At 59.8% G+C, this 17758-nt stretch carries 15 protein-coding genes; 10 read left to right on the plus strand and 5 right to left on the minus strand.

What is annotated here, in order from left to right:
* Positions 1–22: 22 nt before the first annotated feature.
* The 6 genes from V6L81_RS14140 to V6L81_RS14165 all read left to right on the plus strand — a co-directional run bounded on the left by V6L81_RS14140 (position 23) and on the right by V6L81_RS14165 (position 8981).
* Positions 23–1906, plus strand: a complete 1884-nt coding sequence (locus V6L81_RS14140) for a feruloyl-CoA synthase (RefSeq protein WP_095026478.1) — start codon at positions 23–25, stop codon at positions 1904–1906.
* Positions 1903–3144, plus strand: a complete 1242-nt coding sequence (locus V6L81_RS14145) for a thiolase family protein (protein WP_338660057.1) — start codon at positions 1903–1905, stop codon at positions 3142–3144. The genes V6L81_RS14140 and V6L81_RS14145 overlap by 4 nt, the downstream gene beginning before the upstream one ends.
* A gap of 9 nt (positions 3145–3153) precedes the next feature.
* Positions 3154–4911: an acyl-CoA dehydrogenase gene (locus V6L81_RS14150; protein ID WP_338660058.1), complete on the plus strand. Its 1758-nt coding sequence runs from the start codon at positions 3154–3156 to the stop codon at positions 4909–4911.
* A 443-nt stretch (positions 4912–5354) separates the two neighbouring features.
* Complete coding sequence (locus tag V6L81_RS14155; RefSeq protein WP_095026520.1) at positions 5355–6686, plus strand: MFS transporter; 1332 nt, start codon at positions 5355–5357, stop codon at positions 6684–6686.
* A gap of 119 nt (positions 6687–6805) precedes the next feature.
* Positions 6806–8032: an OprD family porin gene (locus V6L81_RS14160; RefSeq protein ID WP_095000371.1), complete on the plus strand. Its 1227-nt coding sequence runs from the start codon at positions 6806–6808 to the stop codon at positions 8030–8032.
* Positions 8033–8267: 235 nt separating this feature from the next.
* Entirely contained in the window at positions 8268–8981 is a 714-nt protein-coding gene (locus V6L81_RS14165) for a GntR family transcriptional regulator (RefSeq protein ID WP_095000370.1), read from the plus strand.
* Between the two features lie 3 nt (positions 8982–8984).
* On the opposite strand, the gene V6L81_RS14170 is transcribed toward V6L81_RS14165, so the two are convergent.
* The 3 genes from V6L81_RS14170 to V6L81_RS14180 all read right to left on the minus strand — a co-directional run bounded on the left by V6L81_RS14170 (position 8985) and on the right by V6L81_RS14180 (position 11875).
* A complete protein-coding gene (locus V6L81_RS14170) occupies positions 8985–9935 on the minus strand; it encodes a PDR/VanB family oxidoreductase (protein ID WP_338660059.1) in 951 nt (316 codons plus the stop codon).
* 64 nt (positions 9936–9999) lie between these two features.
* Positions 10000–11058, minus strand: coding sequence for an aromatic ring-hydroxylating dioxygenase subunit alpha (locus V6L81_RS14175; RefSeq protein WP_095000368.1), 1059 nt, complete (start codon positions 11056–11058; stop codon positions 10000–10002).
* A 379-nt stretch (positions 11059–11437) separates the two neighbouring features.
* Positions 11438–11875 (minus strand): hypothetical protein, encoded by a 438-nt coding sequence (locus tag V6L81_RS14180; RefSeq protein ID WP_095000367.1) that lies wholly within the window; start codon positions 11873–11875, stop codon positions 11438–11440.
* Between the two features lie 265 nt (positions 11876–12140).
* On the opposite strand from V6L81_RS14180, the gene V6L81_RS14185 reads away from it, so the two are divergent.
* From V6L81_RS14185 to V6L81_RS14200, 4 genes are read left to right on the plus strand one after another with little or no spacing between them, the layout of a single operon-like run.
* Positions 12141–13037 (plus strand): TauD/TfdA family dioxygenase, encoded by an 897-nt coding sequence (locus V6L81_RS14185; protein ID WP_338660060.1) that lies wholly within the window; start codon positions 12141–12143, stop codon positions 13035–13037.
* A 25-nt stretch (positions 13038–13062) separates the two neighbouring features.
* On the plus strand, positions 13063–14082 hold the full coding sequence (locus tag V6L81_RS14190) for an ABC transporter substrate-binding protein (protein ID WP_095024728.1): 1020 nt from the start codon (positions 13063–13065) through the stop codon (positions 14080–14082).
* A 5-nt stretch (positions 14083–14087) separates the two neighbouring features.
* Entirely contained in the window at positions 14088–14948 is an 861-nt protein-coding gene (locus tag V6L81_RS14195; protein WP_338660061.1) for an ABC transporter ATP-binding protein, read from the plus strand.
* A gap of 18 nt (positions 14949–14966) precedes the next feature.
* Positions 14967–15833, plus strand: a complete 867-nt coding sequence (locus tag V6L81_RS14200) for an ABC transporter permease (protein ID WP_095023836.1) — start codon at positions 14967–14969, stop codon at positions 15831–15833.
* Positions 15834–15924: 91 nt separating this feature from the next.
* On the opposite strand, the gene V6L81_RS14205 is transcribed toward V6L81_RS14200, so the two are convergent.
* Both V6L81_RS14205 and V6L81_RS14210 read right to left on the minus strand, forming a co-directional pair.
* A complete protein-coding gene (locus V6L81_RS14205) occupies positions 15925–16545 on the minus strand; it encodes a TetR/AcrR family transcriptional regulator (RefSeq protein WP_095020006.1) in 621 nt (206 codons plus the stop codon).
* A 55-nt stretch (positions 16546–16600) separates the two neighbouring features.
* Positions 16601–17698: an endonuclease/exonuclease/phosphatase family protein gene (locus V6L81_RS14210; protein WP_338660062.1), complete on the minus strand. Its 1098-nt coding sequence runs from the start codon at positions 17696–17698 to the stop codon at positions 16601–16603.
* Between the last annotated feature and the right edge of the window lie 60 nt (positions 17699–17758).

The following is a 17758-nucleotide window of genomic DNA, read 5'->3' on the forward strand; positions in this document are numbered from 1 at the left end:
TGCCTTGTTGGAGGAGCATGACGTGAGTATCGAATTCAAATCCCCGGCCAAGTCCCCTACGTCCCCGGCACGTTATCGCGAGGTGGCCATCGGTCACCCGGCGGTCGAAGTGCTTGAGGTCGGCGGCATCTTGCACATGCGCTCCCTGGAAACCCTGGAGCCGATGCCCGAACGCTTGCTTGATCGCCTGGTGCACTGGGCGCAGGTCCGGCCCGAGCACACCTTTATCGCTGCACGGGACAGTGATGGCGAGTGGCGTCGCATCAGCTATGCCCAAATGCTGGAGGACGTTCGCGCCATTGCGCAAAGCCTGCTGGTGTATGGTCTGGGGGCAGAGCGTCCGCTGGCAATCCTGTCAGGCAACGATATTGAGCATTTGCAGATGGCGTTGGGGGCGATGTACGCCGGTATTCCTTACTGCCCGGTTTCACCTGCCTATTCGTTGCTGTCCCAGGATTTTGCCAAGTTGCGCCATGTCTGCGACCTGTTGCAGCCAGGCCTGATCTTTGTCAGTGATGCGGCGGTCTATCAACGTGCCGTGCACGCAGTATTGCCCGCAGGGACGCCATTGGTAGCGGTACGTGGCGAGATGGCGGGGCGGCCCCAGGTGAGCTTTGCCAGCTTGCTGGAGCAGGCGGGCGGCGCCGAGGCCCAGGCTGCGTTCATGGCGTCAGGCCCGGACACCATCGCCAAATTCCTCTTCACTTCAGGCTCTACCAAACTGCCCAAAGCGGTGATTACCACCCAACGCATGCTCTGTGCCAATCAGCAAATGCTGTTGCAGACCTTTCCGGTATTTGCCGAAGAGCCCCCGGTGCTGGTGGACTGGCTGCCCTGGAACCATACGTTTGGCGGCAGTCATAACCTCGGTATCGTTCTGTACAACGGCGGTACGCTGTACCTGGATGGCGGTAAACCAACGGCTCAGGGCTTTGCCGAAACCCTGCGCAATCTCAAGGAAATCTCGCCGACTGCCTACCTCACCGTGCCTAAGGGCTGGGAAGAGCTGGTCACTGCGCTGGAAACTGACAGCGACTTGCGGGCACGATTTTTTGCCCGCATCAAACTGTTCTTTTTCGCCGCAGCGGGCCTTTCGCAAAGTATCTGGGACCGGCTCGACCGGGTTGCCGAGCAACACTGTGGCGAGCGCATCCGCATGATGGCCGGGCTGGGCATGACCGAGGCTTCGCCTTCATGCACCTTCACCACCGGGCCGTTGTCGATGGCCGGTTATATCGGTCTGCCGGCGCCGGGCTGTGAGGTCCGGCTGGTGCCGGTGGACGGCAAGCTGGAGGGGCGCTTTCGTGGCCCGCACATCATGCCCGGTTACTGGCGCGCCCCCGAGCAGAGTGCCGAGGCGTTTGACGATGAGGGCTTTTACCGCTCAGGTGATGCCATCAAGCTGGCCGATCCTTGCAATCCGCAGTGGGGGTTGATGTTCGATGGACGACTGGCCGAGGACTTCAAATTGTCCTCCGGGGTATTTGTCAGCGTGGGGCCGCTGCGAAACCGGGCCGTGCTCGAGGGTTCGCCCTATGTTCAGGATCTGGTGATCGCAGCGCCGGATCGCGAGTGTCTGGGTGCGTTGGTATTTGCCCGTCTGTACGAGTGCCGACAGTTGTCGGGCTTGCCTGCGGACGCCAGCGATGCGCAGGTGTTGGCCAGTGAACCGGTACGCCAGTGGTTTGCTGACTGGTTGCAGCGGCTCAATCTCCAGGCCAGTGGCAATGCCAGTCGCCTGGAATGGATCGCGCTGCAGGATGAGGCCGCGTCGATCGATCGCGGTGAAATCACCGACAAGGGTTCGATCAATCAGCGTGCAGTGCTGCAATGGCGAGCGGCGCATGTGGAAGCACTTTATCGCGGGCAGGCGCCTTCGATCCTGCGTGCAGGCAAGCCGTCGTGAGCCCTGGAGGGCAGTACTCGGCATTCACCGATGTCGCCATTCTTGAGGCGGTTCGTACACCATGGGTCGACCTGGGTGGGGCATTGGCCCAGGTTTCACCGATCGATATGGGGATCAAGGTCGCCCGTGAAGTGCTGGCCCGTGCCGGGCTGGGCGGGCAGGCAGTGGACTCGGTACTGGCGGGTTCAATGGCTCAGGCCAGTTTTGATGCGTACATGTTGCCGCGTCATATCGGCCTCTACAGCGGTGTGGCACAACAGGTGCCTGCCCTGGCGGTGCAGCGTATTTGCGCCACAGGGTTTGAACTGTTGCGCCAGGCTGCCGGGCAGTTGCATGACGGCATGGAACTGGCGCTGTGTGTGGGCACCGAGTCCATGTCCCGCAACCCGATTGCCGCCTACACCCATCGTGGTGGATTCCGCCTGGGGGCGCCGGTCGAGTTCAAGGATTTTCTCTGGGAAGCGCTGTACGACCCGGCTCCCGGCGTGGACATGATCGCCACGGCGGAAAACCTGGCCAAGGATTATGGCCTGAGCCGTGAGGCAGTGGACGGCTATGCCCTCAATAGTCACCAGCAGGCACTTCGCGCCCAGGCCAGCGGCTGGCTGGGGGATGAAATCGTCACCCTGCGCAATGAAGTGTTTGAACTGGAGGGCTGTCAGCCGCGTGGTATCAGCCTGCCGCGTCGATGTGAGTCTGTCAGCCTCGACAGTCATCCGCGTGCCACCGACGCCGTGGCCCTTGCCAGGCTGGGAGCCATTCACCCAGATGGTGTGCAAACGGCGGGTAACAGTTGCGCAGTGGTGGATGGCGCCGCTGCCGCGCTGGTCGCCCGTGCATCGGCGGGGCAGCCGGCCCTGGCAAATTTGCTGGCGACGGCGGTGGTCGGTGTTGCGCCACAACGGATGGGTATCGGCCCGGTACCTGCGATCCAGTTGCTGCTCAAGCGCAGCGGTTTGGCGCTGGACGCGATTGATCTGTTTGAAATCAACGAGGCGCAGGGCGCACAGATTCTGGCAGTGGCACAGGCACTGGAACTGGACCGGCAAAAACTCAACTGCCGTGGCGGCTCCATTGCTCTGGGGCATCCCCTGGCTGCCACCGGCCTGCGCCTGGTGCTGACCCTGGCGCGGCAGCTGCGCGAGCAGAATCTGCGTTATGGCATTGCCGCTGCGTGTGTCGGGGGTGGGCAGGGCATGGCGGTACTGATCGAGAATCCGCATTTTTCCAAGATTTGAGGTTTTCCCATGTGGCAATACCAGGCACCGCTGCGCGACATGCAATTTGTCATTGAACACTGGCTCGAGGCCCCGCAGGCCTGGGCACAAACAGAGCGATTCCAGGATCTCGATCTGGCGCTGGCCCGCCAGGTGCTTGAAGAAGCCGGGCGGTTCAGCTCCCAGATGCTTGCGCCGATCAACAGCAGTGGCGACCGCCAGGGGTGCAGCTTCGAAGCTGGCCGGGTGACAACGCCAGCTGGCTTTGTCGAGGCGTATGTTGCCTACACCGAAGGCGGGTGGTCAGCCCTGGCGTGCGATGAGGCCTACGGCGGTCAGGGCTTGCCACAGCTACTCGACGCGGCGCTGCAGGAGATGCTCTATGCCAGCAACCATGGCTGGGCCATGTACACCGGCATCGCCCACGGTGCCTATCTGTGCCTCAAGGCCCATGCTCCGCAGTGGATCAAGGCGCGTTATTTGCCGCAGATTGTCAGCGGTGAAGTCTTGCCCACCATGTGCCTGACCGAACCGCAGGCAGGCAGCGACGTCGGCCTGCTGCGCTGTCGTGCCGAACCGCAAGACGACGGCAGTTATCGGGTAAGCGGCAGCAAGCTGTTTATCTCTGGTGGCGATCATGACCTGAGCGCAAATATCCTGCATCTGGTGCTGGCACGATTGCCCGGTGCGCCTGCTGGCAGTCGGGGCATTTCGCTGTTTCTGGTGCCCAAGCTGCTGGACCACCATCAGGTCAACAGCGTGCGTTGCGACGGTATCGAACACAAGATGGGGATCAAGGGCAGCGCGACCTGTTCGCTGGTGTTCGAGCAGGCACAAGGCTGGCTGATTGGTGAGGCCAACCGAGGCTTGGCGGCGATGTTCGTGATGATGAACTCGGCGCGGCTGCATGTGGGGCTGCAGGGGTTGGGGCACGCCGAAGCGGCGTGGCAGAACGCTCGCGACTATGCCCTGGAGCGCAAGCAGATGCGTGCGCCGGTTCGGCCTGCCGGGATCAGTGCTGACGCCGCCGACCCGATCCATTTTCACCCGGCCATGCGTCGTACCTTGCTGGAGTTGCGCGCCTGTACCGAGGGCATGCGGGCCGTGGGCTATTGGGTGGCGCATCTGCTCGATGAGGCAGAGCACCAAGGGAGCCAGGCTGACCGTCAGCACGCCCTGCAGCTGGCAGAAATGCTGACGCCAGTGATCAAGGCGTTTTTCACGGATCAGGGGTTTCGCCAGGCCAGCAACGCTTTGCAGGTGTTCGGCGGCTACGGCTATGTCAGCGAATTCGCTATCGAGCAAACCCTGCGCGACAGCCGTATTGCGATGATTTATGAGGGCAGCAACGAGATCCAGGCCAATGACTTGCTGTTGCGCAAAGTGCTGGGCGATGACGGTCGGGCGTTTGCCGCGTTGCTGGCGGTGATGCGCCAGGAGTCCGCGCTGGCCCTGGACGCCTCGGAGTGTGCCGGTTTTGCCGCCGAGCTGGAGCGATTGTGCGACAAGCTTGAAGCGGTGGTGGCTGCAGTTCGTGAGCGCGCTGGCGAGGACGTCGAGTATCCCTATCGGGTTGCCGGGGACTTTCTGCGGTTGTGCGGGGTGGCTCTGCTGGGGTTTGCCTGGGTACGAGGGGCGCGTGTGTCCCGTTTGCTGCCCGACAGCGACCCGGTACGGGCCAGTAAACTACAGACTGCGCAGTTCTTTTTTGCCTATGTATTGCCAGAAGCCGACTACCGCATTGCCTCCATCCGTGGCGCAATGGCGAGGCTGGCGTTTGTCGAGTGATACCCGGAAAGCATTGTTTCAGTGGATCCAATAAGCGGTTTTTAAAGTGAGTAATAATGGGTTTCTGGCCAGAGAAGATCTCTGGCCACGAGATTGGTCGATAATCGCACCCTAAAGTTTATCTGGTCCTGATGTGCTAACACGTTGAATTTAAAAAATAAAAACAGTTTTTATGTGTTGGGTTCTGTATCTGATGGACCGAATTATTGAAATTCTGACAAACCCTCATATTGCCTGTGGATCCATTAACGGGTTGACTAGCGCCCTGGCGTTGGCTGGATTCCTTCCTGACCGTCGCCCATAAAAATTACAAAAAAGGGTCTCGTCATGAAAGGCTTATCCAGAGCACAGAACTGTCACAGTTCTGTCCGCTTTATGTCTGCGCGTACTGCCGTGTTTTGCGCTTGCCTTGCCCGGGTTGCTTGCGACAGGCAGGTGCAATGATGGATATCAATCTGAAAGCTCGCGTTGATAACGGTCCGATGGTGCGATTTCAATGGCTCGCCATCGGGATCTGCATTGTTTTGAACATGATCGATGGCTTTGATGTGCTGGTGATGGCGTTCACGGCGGCTTCGGTGTCGGCCGAGTGGGGCCTGAGTGGAGCGCAAATCGGCATGTTGCTCAGTGCCGGGTTGTTTGGCATGGCGGCGGGTTCACTGTTTCTCGCCCCCTGGGCGGATCGCATTGGTCGACGCCCATTGATCCTGTTGTGCCTGGTGGTCAGCGGCACGGGCATGCTGCTTTCGGCATTGAGCCAGACACCGGTGCAGTTGGCGTTTCTGCGCGGGCTTACGGGGCTGGGGATTGGCGGGATTCTGGCCAGCAGCAACGTGATTGCCAGCGAGTATGCCAGCAAGCGCTGGCGTGGCCTGGCAGTGAGTCTGCAATCCACCGGCTATGCCCTGGGCGCAACGCTGGGGGGGTTGCTGGCAGTCTGGTTGTTGACCCATTGGGGCTGGCGTTCGGTGTTTGTTTTCGGCGGGGCTGTGACCTTTGCGGTGATCCCGCTGGTGCTGTTGTGGCTGCCCGAGTCGCTGGACTTTTTGCTTGCGCGCCGCCCGGCCACGGCCTTGCAGCGTATCAATAGCCTGGCCCGGCGCCTGGGGCAGCCAGTCTTGAGCCAGATGCCTGCTGCAGTGGTGAATCCGGCGGGTCACAGTACCGGTCTGAGCAAACTTCTGGCGCCTGCCTTGCGCCGCACTACGCTGCTGATCTGGCTGTTGTTCTTCCTGGTAATGTTCGGCTTTTACTTTGTGATGAGCTGGACGCCAAAACTGCTGGTCTCGGCCGGGCTTTCGGCGCAACAGGGCATTACCGGTGGCGTGCTGTTGAGCGTTGGGGGGATCTTTGGCGCGGCGCTGATCGGCGGCTTGTCATCGCGCTGGCCGCTGACCCGGGTATTGTCGCTGTTCATGCTGATTACCGCGGGCTTGCTGGTGCTGTTTGTCGGCTCGGGGTCTTCGGTCATGGCCGCGTTGGGGCTTGGGTTGCTGATCGGGCTGTTTTCCAACGGCTGCGTTGCCGGGCTCTATGCATTGTCGCCAGTAGTGTATGACGCATCCGTACGAGCGACGGGCGTGGGCTGGGGGATCGGCATTGGTCGTATCGGCGCTATCCTGTCGCCCATTGTGGCCGGTTTTCTGCTGGATGCCGGCTGGCAGCCCCTGCACCTGTATGGCGTGTTTGCAATCGTCTTCGTGATCGCGGCCGGTTGCTTGCTGCTGCTCAAGCCGTCTACTTCGCAGGCCCAACCGGCGCTGGCGCAGGCCTGATTCAACCTTCTGATCAACGCCCGGCCTGGCCGGGCGCATACCCATGTCTATCTATCTGTCTGGTCGGGCTGTGTCCGCTGCGGGGAGCGGCTGCGCCCAAAATTCGGAGAACAATAATAATGAAGATGCTTACAGGTTTGCTGTCGTTGTCTGTTTGTGCCTCGGCAATGGCCGAGGGTGAAGGTTTTTTTGACGGTGCGAAAGCAGATTTGATGTTGCGCAACTACTACTTCAATCGAGATTTTCGTGACCATAGCGCAGGCAAAAGCAAGGTGGATGAATGGGCGCAGGGCTTTATCCTGAAATTCAGCTCCGGTTACACCCCAGGGCCTGTGGGTTTTGGCCTGGAAGGGATTGCCATGCTTGGGATCAAGCTCGACAGCAGTCGCGTGGCCAGCGGTTCAGAACTGCTGCCGGTGAACAGCGATGGTCGCGCGGCCGATAACTTTGGCCGGGCAGGGCTGGCGGCCAAGGCGCGTTTTTCGCAAACGGAAATGAAGGTTGGCGAACTGCTGCCGGATGTTCCGGTGTTGCGTTACGACGATGGGCGACTGCTGCCGCAGACCTTCCGTGGCGCCATGCTGGTGTCCAGGGAGATTGAAGGCCTGGGGCTGCAGGCAGGGCAATACCGGGCCGTGAGTTTGCGCAATTCTTCGGACATGCAGGATCTCGCGGCGTGGGCTGCGCCGGGTGTGACCTCGGACCGATTCAACTACGCGGGGGCTGAGTACCGTTTCAATGAACAGCGTACCCAGGTGGGGGCGTGGCATTCGCAGTTGGCGGATATTTATCAGCAGAGCTATTTCAATCTGCTGCACAAACAGCCGGTGGGTGACTGGGTGCTGGGCGCCAATCTGGGGTACTTCATTGATAAGGACGATGGCAGCGCGCGTATCGGTCGGGTCAGCAGTCGCACAGCGTACGGATTGTTCTCGGCGGCTACGGGCGGACACACGTTGTACCTGGGGTTGCAGAGGGTCAGCGGGGATAGCGGCTGGATGTCGGTGTACGGCAGTAGCGGGCGCACGCTGGGCAACGACATGTTCAACGGCAACTTCAGCAATGCCGACGAGCGCTCCTGGCAAGCGCGTTACGACTACAACTTTGCCGCGCTCGGGGTGCCCGGGTTGCTGGCGATGGTTCGCTATGGTCATGGCGACAACGCCACCACCAAACAGGGGGCTAACGGCAAGGAGTGGGAGCGCGATACCGAGGTTGGCTATACAGTCCAGAGCGGCACGCTGAAGAACCTCAGCTTGCGCGTCAACAACGCCACCAACCGTCGCAGCTTCAACAGCGACTTCGACCAGACCCGTGTGATCGTGAGTTATCCGTTGTCGATGTAGGGGGGCTGCGATGCAGGCAGCTCGGAATGTCTGCCGAATTGCGTCGATGCCCTCGCGAGCAAGCCCGCTCCCACAATGAGGTGTGCCAGGCTGTAGGTTTTGAGAACGGCGCACTGCCTGTGGGAGCGGGCTTGCCTGCGATGGCGTGCTCGCCAGGGCCGATTTGTGCGCCGCTCAATCTCTATAGCTGCTCATGCGTTACTATGGCCGCTCATGTTTTCTGGATGCTGCCTGGATGAGCAAACCCGGTCAATTGGTGCTGATTGCACTGCGCAAGATGATTGCCTCAGGCGAGCTTGCCGCTGGCGAACGCCTCATGGAAATTCCCACTGCCGAGTTGTTCGGCGTCTCCCGCATGCCGGTACGCATGGCCTTTCGCACGCTTGAGCAGGAAGGCTTGCTGGTGCGTTTCGGCGGGCGCGGTTTTCAGGTGCGTTCGGTCAGTGCCAATGATATCGCCGGTGCGGTGGAGGTACGCGGGGTGCTTGAAGGCCTGGCGGCACGTTTGACGGCTGAGCGCGGGCTGTCGGGAGATGCGCGGGCCGCCCTGGAGTTGTGCCTGCTGCAGGGGGATGAGCTGTTCGATAAAGGCTTCGTCACCGAGGACGATCTTGAGATCTATCACGACCTCAATATGCGTTTTCATCAGGTTATCGTTGAGGGCAGTCACAACCCGGCCATAGCCGATGCCCTGGCACGCAATGATCATTTGCCGTTTGCATCAGTGACGGCGCTGGCGGTTGATCGCAAAGACATGGTCCGTGAATACCGTCGCTTCAACTATGCCCATATGCAGCATCATTCGGTGTTCGATGCGCTGGTCAGTCGTCAGGGCGCTCGCGCCGAAGCCATCATGCGCGAGCACGCCAACGCGACGTTGCGTTATGCCGAAATCTTCGGTTCGGCCACCGCCAATGAGCGGATGAAAGTGATCCACCGCTCCGATTGAAGCTTAGATATCCAGCACCAGCAGGGGCGATTTCGAGCGCGAACAGCACGGAGTGAACTGATCGTTGCAGGCTTGCTCATCTTCGGTAAGGAACATGTCGCGATGATCCGGAACGCCTTCCAGCACGCGGGTCAGGCACGTGCCGCACACCCCTTGCTCGCACGACATGGGTATATCAATGCCATGACTTTCCAGGACCTGGACCACGGTTTTGTCCGCCGGTATATCGAAGACCTGACCGGTGCTGCCCACCTTGACCGAAAAGCTGCCATCGTTGCTGCTGTCAATCGGGGCGGCGGCGAAGTACTCCCGGTGCAGGGCGTGCTCCTGCCAATCCTGGGCGCGCGCACTGTCGAGAACATGTTGCATGAAACCACCGGGGCCGCACACGTACAAATGGGTGCCGGGCTGCGGGTTGGCCAGTACCTGGGCTGCATTCATGGCGGTCTCTGGCTGCTCGTCGAAGTGCATAAACACCCGGTCAGCAAAAGACGAGTTGCGCAGACGTTCGACAAAGGCCGCTCGCTCGCCGGACCGTGCGCAGTAATGCAGTTCGAAATCTGCGCCGTTGTGGGCCAGACGCTCCGCCATGCACAAAATCGGGGTGATCCCTATGCCCCCTGCAAACAGCAAGCTGCGCCGGGCTTCGTGGGCCAGCGGAAACAGGTTGCGCGGTTCACTGATGCGCAGGCAATCGCCACTATTGATCTGTTCATGCAGGCTTTGCGAGCCGCCCCGTGAGGCTGGATCCTTGAGCACGCCGATCAGGTAGCGATGCTGTTCGTCAGGATGGTTACACAGGGAGTATTGGCGAATCAGTCCGCCGGGCAGGTGCACATCAATGTGCGAGCCTGCACTGAAAGCGGGCAGGGCGCTGCCATCGGTGCTGGCCAATTCATAGGTGCAAATGCCCTGCGCTTCGTTGTTGCGAGATACCACCACCACATCAATCATGCTGCTTCCTCAAAGCGTTGCCATTGAGGGGGCTGGCCCAAGTGTGCTCGCCCCCGTGCGGAAATTACTGCGCAGTGGCGATCAGTTGTGATTCGGACGTGCGTTCGCTGGCGATGATGCGGTCCAGGACGCGGCGTGACTGCACGCCACCCGAGTCGATATTGAGCTTGAGCAGTGCGCGTTGCGGGTGGTCCAGCAGGTTTTGTTGCTGTTGTTCGAGCATCTCCAGGTCTTCGCTGAAGATTTTGCCCTGGCCCTCGCGGATGGTCGCGGTAAGCGCATGATCCTGCGGGTTGAAGTTGCGTGCCATCCCCCAGAAGTACCAGATCGAGGTGTCTGTTTCCGGGGTGATGAAGTCGACCACGATGCTCGATGCCTTGAACTCGGGAGCTGCGTGATAGCCGCCTTTGCCCGCGTGAGCGACTCCGACTTCGATCAGGACGTGGCTGGGTGGCGAGAAGCGGCATATCTGCCAGCGGTCTACCGGCACATCGTCGGCTAGATTATTGCCGCGCAATGCCATGCGCCAGAACGGCGGAGCCATGATGTTTTCCATGTGCCGCGCCGTGACGACTTCGTTGCCTTCAACCGTGGTGTTCGGTGCGACTTCGTCGATTTCCTTCTGGCCAATGCTGGAGGCGTGTACGTAGGTTTCGTGGGTCAGGTCCATCAGGTTGTCGATCATCAGGCGATAGTCGCAGCCGATATGAAACAAGCCGCCGCCATAGGCCCATTCATCGCTCACCGCCCACTCCAGGTGGTGGATCAATGCAGGATCGGCTTGATCCTGATCACCGGGCCATACCCAGATAAAGCCGTAGCGTTCGACCGCGGCATAGGTTTTGTTGCACGGGAAACCGCGTACCCGTTGCCCGGGCATCTCGACGGTTTTGCCGTCGCAGCCCATGACCAGGCCGTGATAGCCGCACACCAGGTTGCCGTTTTCGACATAGCCCAATGACAGAGGGGCGCCGCGGTGCGGACAAAAGTTCTCGACAGCGGCGACCTTGTTTTCATGGCCGCGATAAAAAACCATTTTCTCGCCGCAAATCTGCCGGCCTAAAGGCTTGTCGGTGATTTCATCGGGGGTGCATGCGACGTACCAGGTGTTTTTTGGGTACATGACCAATCTCCAGATCAGGTGTTATTGCTCTTATGGATCCATTAGGCGGTATAGGGATCTTTCAAGTCAATTTTGCTCTGGAGTAATATCGGGTTTTAATAGGGTTTGTGGCGATTACCGAACACAAAATGTAAAGGTGGTCGCTGATAGTGGATCCATTAGAGGTTTTTGATGGCGTGCATGATGCCTGCGGCGCTATATGGGTGACCGCCAGAATTCAGAAGGAGTGTTGTGAGGGCTTGTCTTCAAGTTTGTCTTCATCGGGCTTCACCCCGTTGTAGATCATGGACAGGCCCAGGTCCAACAGGTGCAGGAAAGGTAAAAGGGTATATTTTTCACTGCTGGTTCGTACCCCTTCGGCAGCACCTACGGGGGATTGTCAGGCCGATGTGCTGACCATCGACCCCGAACTGCCACTGCCCTGGGCCGTCAATGCTTGCAGCAAGGCTGCCGTCGCCGCCTGCAGCGCTGCTGCTGTCGCAGTCACCTGGGCCTGGGCTCCGGCCACGGCGGCGGCTTTACTGGCTTCGTTCTGGTCGCTGGCCTGGATGCTTTGCAGGGCCTGCATCTGCTGCTGAAGCTGCTTTTGCAGCTGCGCGATCTGTTTTTTCAGCTGCTTGACCGTGTCCGAACTGTCGTCATCACTGTCAGCCGCAGGCGCCGCATTAGCGTCTCGGGCCGCCCGTGGCTTGACCTGCTCGGTGGCCGTCGCGCCGGCATCACTCACGGCTGTGCTGTCCGTGGCCTTGCTGGCCGTGGCGGCGGGGGTGCTCTGAATATTCAGGCTCGATGCCAGGGGATTGATGCTGCCAACCATGTCGATGCGTCCTTTAGACTCGTTGTCCTACAGGACATCGGCAGGTTGCGCTGGCTCTTTAATAGCGCGGCGGAAAAAAGCCGGGCAAGCGCTCATATGCTTATGCAATAAAAGTATTTAAATTTAATTTCTTATATCTATAAAGTCATACCCCTGCGTACAGGTCGACCAATCGACGCGCCGCACGAAATGAACCAGCACGGGGCCACCGTGAGTTTCTGATCGATCTGCGCGCCATTGGGCGTGCCCTGCGTGGGAGTGATTTATGTCTGCACCGTCTGCCTCTGGGATTGCCGCGAGCATCGCGCCTCAAGCCTTTGAAATCCGTCCTTTCAGCGGCGCCGTGGGTGCCGAAATCATGGGCCTGGATCTGGCTTTGCCGGTCAATGACCAGGACTTTGCGCGTATCCATCGTGCTCATCTGCAGCATCACGTGGTGGTGTTTCGTGATCAGCGCATTACCCCGCAGCAACAGATCGACTTCAGCCGTCGCTTCGGCATCTTGCAGATCCATGTGCTCAAGCAATTTCTGCTGACCGGTCACCCGGAAATCCTTATCGTCTCCAACATCATCGAAAACGGCCAGTCCATTGGTCTGGGCGATGCAGGCAAGTTCTGGCATTCGGACCTGTCCTATAAAGAGCTGCCAAGCCTGGGCTCGATGCTGCATGCCCAGGAGCTGCCCGCCGAGGGCGGCGACACTCTGTTCGCCGATATGCACAAGGCCTGGGATGGCCTGCCTCAGGCTTTGCGCACGGCGGTTGAAGGGCGTTCGGCTGCACATTCCTATACGGCGCGCTACAGCGAAAGCAAATTCGAGGGTAACTGGCGTCCGACCCTGACCCCGGAGCAACTGGCACAGGTGAACGAGGTGGTGCATCCGGTGGTGCGTACCCATCCGGAAAACGGCCGCAAGGCGCTGTTTGTCAGTGAGGGCTTTACCACTCGCATTGTCGGCCTGCCCGAGGACGAGAGCCGGCAGTTACTGGCCGAGCTTTACGCCCATAGCGTGCAGGAGCAGAACATCTATCGCCATCAGTGGCAGCCCCATGACCTGGTGTTCTGGGACAACCGTTCGCTGATCCATCTCGCCGCCGGATGCCCAAGCCATCTGCGCCGCAAGCTGTATCGCACCACCATCCAGGGCAACGCGCCTTTCTGATTGACTCATTTCAAGGAGCATTGCCATGCCCGCATCCATCAAAACCGTGGCCGCAAGTCTGGGCCTGAGCCTTAGTCTGCTTGCCGGCAGCCTCGTGGCACCGAACGTCGCCCATGCCGAAGGCGAAATCCGTATCGCCGAGCAGTTCGGCATTGTTTACCTGTTGCTCAACGTGGTGCGCGATCAAAACCTGATCGAGAAGCACGGTAAGGAGGAGGGCATCGATATCAAGGTCGATTGGACTCAGTTGTCAGGTGGCGCGGCAGTCAATGATGCCTTGTTGTCCGGCTCCATCGATATTGCCGGGGCCGGCGTCGGCCCGCTGTTGACCATCTGGGACCGCACCCATGGCAGGCAGAACGTCAAGGCCGTGGCCTCGCTGGGCAACTTCCCGTACTACCTGCTGAGCAATAACCCGCAGGTCAAAACCATCGCCGACTTCACCGAAAAAGACCGTATCGCGGTACCGGCCGTGGGCGTTTCAGTGCAGTCGCGCTTCCTGCAATACGCCGCTGCCAAACAGTGGGGCGACAAGGACTTCAACCGGCTGGACAAGTACACCATCGCCGTCCCGCATCCGGATGCCACCGCTGCGCTGATCGCAGGTGGTACGGAGCTGAGCGGGCATTTTTCCAACCCGCCGTTCCAGGATCAGGCGCTGAAAAATCCAAATGTGCATGTGGTGCTCAACACCTACGACTTGCTCGGCCCCAATTCCCCAACGGTGCTGTTTGCCACCGAGAAGTTCCGTAGCGACAACCCGAAAACCTACAAGGCCTTTATCGAGGCCCTGGCTGAAGCCGCCGAGTTTGCCCAGAACGACAAGGGCGCGGCCGCTGACACTTATATCCGCGTGACCAAGGCCAATATCGACCGCGCCGAGTTGCTTAAAATCATCGACAACCCGCAGTACGAGTTCAGCGTAACGCCGAAAAATACCTATCCGCTGGCCGAGTTCTTGTACCGCGTGGGTGCGATCAAAAACAAACCTGACTCCTGGAAGGATTACTTCTTCCAGGACGCAAAACCGTTGCAGGGGAGCTGACAATAATGAATGCCTCGGTGCAAGGCCACACGGCCAGCCACTTGAATGCAACAGGGCCAGCCCTGTTGTCGGTCGACCAGGTCAGCCTTGAATACCGCACGCCGCAGCGTGTGGTGCGGGCGACTCATCAGGTCAGCTTTGAAATTGATCCGGCCGACCGTTTCATCCTGCTTGGACCTTCGGGATGCGGCAAGTCGACCTTGCTCAAGGCTGTGGCCGGTTTTCATGCCCCCTGTGAAGGGCAGATCCGCCTGCAGGGCCAACCCGTCACCGCCCCGGGGCCAGACCGCATGGTGGTGTTCCAGGAGTTCGACCAGCTGCCACCCTGGAAAACGCTCAAGCAAAACGTGATGTTCCCGTTGCTGGCGTCGAAAACCTTGCCTCGGCGCGAGGCCGAGGAGCGGGCCCTGCATTATCTGGACAAGGTCGGTCTGGCGGCATTTGCCGATGCTTACCCGCACACCTTGTCCGGTGGCATGAAGGCCCGGGTGGCGATTGCCCGTGCCCTGGCCATGCAGCCGAAAATCCTGTTGATGGACGAAACCTTTGCAGCTCTCGACGCCCTGACCCGACGCAAGATGCAGGAAGAATTGCTGCTGCTCTGGGAGGAGGTGCGCTTTACCTTGCTGTTTGTCACCCACTCGATCGAAGAGGCGCTGGTGGTCGGCAACCGTATCCTGCTGCTGTCGCCGCATCCGGGGCGGGTGCGGGCCGAGATCAACAGCCATCAGTACAACCTGCACAGCCTTGGCGGTGCGCAATTTCAGCACACGGCGCAGCGCATCCATCGGCTGCTGTTTGATGAAGCGCACGCCGGTACCGACGAACAACCGCTGAATTTCGCCGATATCCGTATCGCATATTAAGCTGTGGAGGATTGTCCGATGAATCAATCATCATCTGTACGCCAGGAATATGAAGTGGTCCTGGAACCGCTGCTAAGTGTGCCGCTGGAGCGCCAATTGCCGTTGAGCCAGCGTCTGTGGCAGCAGGGCTGGTTACGTAAAAGCCTGATCCTGATCGTGCTGGCTGTGCTTTGGGAGCTGGTGGCACGCTATCAGGACAACGACCTGCTGCTGCCGACGTTTTTGCAAACAGCCAGTGCGCTGTATGACGGCCTGATCAGCGGCGAGTTGCTGAGCAAGGTGGGTATTTCCCTGGTGGTACTGCTCAAGGGCTATCTGATCGGCATCGTGCTGGCGTTTGCCCTGACCACGCTGGCGGTTTCGACTCAGTTGGGCCGTGATCTGCTGAGTACCCTGACTTCGATGTTCAACCCGCTGCCGGCGATTGCCCTGTTGCCGCTGGCGCTGCTGTGGTTCGGCCTGGGGCAGAACAGCCTGATTTTCGTGCTGGTGCATTCGGTGCTCTGGGCCCTGGCCCTGAACACCTATGCCGGGTTTCTCGGGGTGTCGGAGACCCTGCGCATGGCCGGGCGCAATTACGGGCTGAAGGGAATTCGCTTTGTGCTGTTTATTCTTATTCCGGCGGCGCTGCCTTCGATCCTTGCCGGTCTGAAAATCGGCTGGGCCTTTGCCTGGCGCACGCTGATCGCCGCCGAGCTGGTGTTTGGTGCCACCAGCGGCAAGGGCGGCCTGGGCTGGTATATCTTCCAGAACCGCAACGAGCTGTACACCGACAAGGTGTTCGCCGGGCTGGCGGTGGTGATTCTGATCGGCCTGCTGGTGGAGAACCTGGTGTTCGATACCCTGGAGCGCGTCACGGTCAAGCGCTGGGGCATGCAACGCTGACCAGCAAAACCGAGTGGGAGCGAGCCTGCTCGCGAACGACCTTCGCGAGCAGGCTCGCTCCTACAGGAGGGCCTGATCGTCAACCGAGTTTCTACAGGCTCAGCCCCACCCCGCGCAATATTACCGAGGTGATGGTCTGTACCGCCTGATGGTATTGCTGGTCGGACAGCGGCTGATGGCCGTTGAGTGCGCAGACCTGATAGTCGAAGTCGGCATAGTGCTGGGTCGAGGCCCAGATCATGTACAACAACGCTGAAGGCTCCACCGGGTTGATGCGTTTTTCGTCCACCCACTGGCGTATTTTCTGCTCCATGAGTTTGGCACCCTTGGCCATATGCTCATCGAGCATGTCCTGGAACATCGGTGCACCACGCATGATTTCGTTGGCCCACAGTTTGGAGCCGTGGGGACGGGTGCGTGAATGGTTCATCTTTTCCATGATGTAGCTGGTGAGCACCACCCGCGGGTCGTCGAACTTTTCGAAACAGGCACCTTCCAGCCCCCAGGTGTCCAGCAGGTTGACCAGAACTTCGCGGTACAGCTCGTCCTTGGTGGAAAAGTAGTAGTGCAGGTTGGAGCGCGGCAGTGCGGCTTGCAGGGCGATATCGGCCATCTTGGTCCCGGCATAGCCTTGTTCGGCGAAGACTTTCTCTGCGGCCAAAAGGATTTTTTCGACGTTTTTGCGGCGGATCTTTACTTTCGGGTTGCTCATCGAGTACCTGATTTATCACGACAGGAGAGGGCTGCGGCTGACGACACAGCATAGGTCAATTGCCAGGGGGCGCTGTGCGGAAAATCTCGGCGTACAACGGCCAGTGATCCGATACGCCCTGGGCATGACGGGCGCCATCGAAGCGTGCCGGGGTGCCCCAGCGGTTGACCTGATAAGGGCTGCTGTGCACAAGGCGAATGCTCTGCGGATCAACCTGCCAGCCATTGAAACCGCTGGCGCCGGTCATCTGTGGCGGGAACAGAAGCATGTCGAAGAACGACCACTCGCGTTTGCTGTGGTAGTAGTAACTGCCTTTGCAGCCCGCGCAGCCGATGAACTGGGACACCGCCCAGGTGCTGGCCAGGTCTTTGGCGATATAGCCGTGCTGCTGTTCTTCGCCGGCATTGATATTGAAGTCGCCGCCGACAATGGGCAGTACATCGTCCGGTAGTTCGCGCTTGAGCCGGGCCAGGTAGGCGACGGCCTGCTGGCGCAGGTAGCCCGGCGCACCGCCTGAGGGCAGGTGCAGGGAGAAAATCGCCGCTTTCTGGCCATCAGGCAACAACAGGCGAACTTCGAGAATGCCCCGGGTTTTGCTCACCCGTGCCGGGTCATCATTCCCCAGCGCCTGGTAGGGCACTGGATGCAGGCGGGCGGTGTCCCATTGAGGCAAACGGCTGAGTACTGCGGTGTCGATACCGCGCTCGTCCCAGCCCTCGATCAGTACGCGGGTCTGGTAGCCGGACGTGTTCAGGCGGGCATTGAGTTGCTCGACAACCTTGATGTTCTCAACTTCGTTGAGCATCAGGATATCCGGCCCGCGGCCTTGATTGATCTGTTTGATCACGGCGCTGAGGCGCTTGAGTTTTTCATCGAGCAAAGTCGGGGTCCAGTCGTTTTCTTCACACTCCTTGCGCCACGCCGGGACTTCGATTTTTGTGCAGCTGGCCAGGTACTCCGGGTGCGCGCGCTTGACGCTCAGGGGCAGGTAGGCGAAGTCGTCCTTGCCGTTGTCGTGCTCGGTGTCGAACAGGTTTTCGACGTTCCAGGTCATTAGCGAGACCCGGCCAGCTTCAGGCTCGACATGATTGGCGCAGGCGGTCAGCAGCAGGGTGCAGACGACGATCAGTAAATGGGTACGCAGAAATTTCATTGGCAGTCTATCCAGGCATAAAGGTCTGAGAGGGGGGATGCAGGCTTGTTTATGGGGGCG

The organism is Pseudomonas bubulae (genome assembly GCF_037023725.1).
GTDB classification, from domain to species: Bacteria; Pseudomonadota; Gammaproteobacteria; order Pseudomonadales; family Pseudomonadaceae; genus Aquipseudomonas; species Aquipseudomonas bubulae.